Origin of the sequence: Shewanella sp. Shew256 (assembly GCF_002196695.1) — a bacterium.
Taxonomy (GTDB): domain Bacteria; phylum Pseudomonadota; class Gammaproteobacteria; order Enterobacterales; family Shewanellaceae; genus Shewanella; species Shewanella mangrovisoli.
Window position 1 is genome coordinate 1 of the sequence record NZ_NAJR01000041.1, and the last position, 1,772, is coordinate 1,772.

At 50.2% G+C, this 1,772-nt stretch carries 2 protein-coding genes; one reads left to right on the forward strand and one right to left on the reverse strand.

The window, feature by feature from the left end; translation table 11 throughout:
- Positions 1-61: 61 nt before the first annotated feature.
- The gene (tnpA, locus tag B5P39_RS24275; protein WP_037426855.1) at positions 62-478 is read right to left on the reverse strand and encodes an IS200/IS605 family transposase; all 417 of its coding nucleotides are present in this window, start codon (positions 476-478) and stop codon (positions 62-64) included.
- A gap of 45 nt (positions 479-523) precedes the next feature.
- On the opposite strand from tnpA, the gene B5P39_RS24280 reads away from it, so the two are divergent.
- Positions 524-1,729, forward strand: a complete 1,206-nt coding sequence (locus B5P39_RS24280; protein WP_088213181.1) for an RNA-guided endonuclease InsQ/TnpB family protein — start codon at positions 524-526, stop codon at positions 1,727-1,729.
- Positions 1,730-1,772: the final 43 nt, after the last annotated feature.

Below are 1,772 nucleotides of genomic sequence, written 5' to 3' on the forward strand. Positions count from 1 at the left end.
GCGGAAAACCTCGCCGTTCAGGGCGAGGATGAATAGCGCAACGGCGAAGCCGTTCTGAGGGCTACGCCGGAGTTTGTTGCTGCTCAATATACTGCCGGATGATCTCAATTGGCGCACCACCACAGCTCCCCGCAAAATAACTGGGCGACCAGAGCGCACCTCCCCAGAGTTTCTTTTTGATCGAAGGGTAATTCTTTTTTCGGATCATCCGGCTGGATACACCTTTGAGACTGTTAACCAGATTCGACACGGCCACCTTCGGCGGGTAATTCACCAACAAATGCACATGGTCGTCTTCACCGTCGAACTCAACCAGCTCTGATTCAAAATCAAGACAGACCTTTTCAAAAAAGATTTTTAGATCATCCAGCACTTCTTTGGTAAAGACATTTCGTCGGTATTTTGTTACAAAGACCAAATGAACGTGCATTTTAAAAACACAATGCCTGCCATGCCTTAAATCGCTTTCAATTTCCATAGACCAATCTATAATTGAGTTGTATTGACACAGTATGAGCAAGCCATGCAACGACTGCAAGCCTACAAATTCGAACTGATTGTCACTGGAGAGCAGCAGCGCCAGATGCGCCGCTTCTCCGGTGCTTGTCGGTTTGTCTATAACAAGGCGCTGGCGTTGCAAAAAGAACGACATGAGCTGGGTGAAAAGAAACTATCGGCCTTTGAATTGAATAATCTGTTACCACAATGGAAAGCAGAGCCAGAAACAAAATGGCTGTCTGATTCACCTTCTCAAACGCTGCAACAGTCGCTGAAAGATTTAGATCGGGCGTACAAAAATTTCTTTGCCAAACGAGCAGACTTCCCGCGCTTCAAAAAGAAGGGTCAGTCAGATAGCTTTCGCTATCCACAAGGGGTGAAACTGGAGCAAGGCAATAATCGACTCTTCCTGCCCAAGCTCGGCTGGCTGCGTTACCGCAACAGTCGGACGGTGGAAGGTGAGATTAAAAACGTCACGGTCAGTCAGGTTTGTGGTAAGTGGTATGTATCGATCCAGACCGAGCTGGAAGTTGAAATTGCCGTGCATCAGGGCGATGCCATCGGCATTGACATGGGCATTGCCCGCTTTGCCACCCTGTCCGATGGCCGTTTCTACGCCCCGCTCAACAGTTTCAAACGGCACGAAACCGCTTTGCGCAAGGCGCAGCAGGCCATGAGCCGCAAGGTAAAATTCAGCAATAACTGGAAAAAGGCCAAAGCCAAAGTTCAGCGCATTCATTCCAATATCGGCAACAGCCGCCGTGACTACCTGCATAAAATATCAAACGACATTAGCAAAAACCACGCGATAGTCTGTATTGAAGATTTGCAGGTCAAAAACATGTCAAAATCAGCGGCAGGAACCGCCGAGCAACAGGGTAGGAATGTTAGGGCGAAGTCAGGCCTGAATAAAGCCATTCTTGATCAAGGCTGGTTTGAGTTCCGTCGCCAGCTCGATTACAAGCTGGCATGGAATGGCGGCCACCTGATCGCCGTTCCACCGAAAAACACCAGCCGGACGTGTCCGTGCTGTGGTCACATATCGAAGGATAACCGCGCCACGCAAGCTCGGTTTGCCTGTGTGGAATGTGGCTTTGAAGAAAACGCCGATGTCGTCGGCGCGATCAATGTATTAAGGGCGGGACACGCCCGATTAGCCTGTGAAGTGAGTGGTGCAACAATGCCGCCAGCAGCAGGAACCCACCGAAGCGAGTCCGGCGTTCGCGCCTAACCGCAGTAGGAATCCTCGTCGTTTACGGCGAGGAGGATGTCAA

Excerpts from the sequence above, each read along its gene's own strand:
- tnpA (WP_037426855.1), bottom strand. The coding sequence starts at position 478 with ATGGAAATTGAAAGCGATTTAAGGCATGGCAGGCATTGTGTTTTTAAA.
- B5P39_RS24280 (WP_088213181.1), top strand. The coding sequence starts at position 524 with ATGCAACGACTGCAAGCCTACAAATTCGAACTGATTGTCACTGGAGAG.